General features: G+C 64.1%; 1 pseudogene. It reads right to left on the reverse strand.

Going from position 1 to position 732, the window contains the following annotated elements:
* A pseudogene (locus tag CXR03_RS18405) lies at window positions 1-732 on the reverse strand (hypothetical protein); the annotation flags it as partial.

A 732-nucleotide genomic window follows, 5' to 3' on the forward strand; every position in this document is an offset into this window, starting at 1 on the left:
GTTGGGGCCGGGAACAGGGCCAGTCCTTCCTCGAATGAGTCAGCTGCCTGGAGGCGGCGGGGTTCAGTCTGTGTGCCGGGACGGGCCTGGGCACGGAACCGGCGGGATTCTTCGCTGGCCACGGGATCAAGGATGAGTTCGTGTCCGCTGGAGTCGATCAGCTTGGCTTCCAGCAGATCCGTCCAGCTGATTTCCGGGCCTTCCTCGGCGTCGGTGACGGTCGGTGTCGGGGGCTGGATCCTCTTGCGGCTGTAGACCTCGTTGGGCGGTGTCATGGCGGCGATGATGCCGGGGTGGTAGTCGTCGTGGTTGGGGTCGGGGTTGGCGTTGTACGTTGCCTGGATCATCGTGGGCTTGCCGTCGATCAGTGATACGGCGCGGCCCTGGATCGGCGGGACTTGGCAGCCGATGGCGTAGTTATCCCACATCATGTAGGATCCGGCAGCGGATTTGAGCTGTCCCAGACTGATGCGGGCGCCGAAGTTATCGCGCAGCTCGCCGTCAATGATGGTTGTGTCAGGGCGCTGCATACCAAACACCAGGTGGATCTTTGCCGAACGGGCCAGCCGGCCCAGGTTTCCCAGCCATTCCAGCACCGGGGGTTTGGCGCGCATGCCCTTGGCCTTGGTCTCGGCGTAACGCTGATCTACCGCGGCCAGGAAGGACGTTACCTCGTCAATGACCAGCGCAATCGGGTCCAGCTCCTCGGCGCGGATCTTGCCGGCCCGGATC

The organism is Arthrobacter sp. 08Y14 (assembly GCF_002929455.1).
Taxonomy (GTDB): Bacteria; Actinomycetota; Actinomycetes; order Actinomycetales; family Micrococcaceae; genus Arthrobacter_B; species Arthrobacter_B sunyaminii.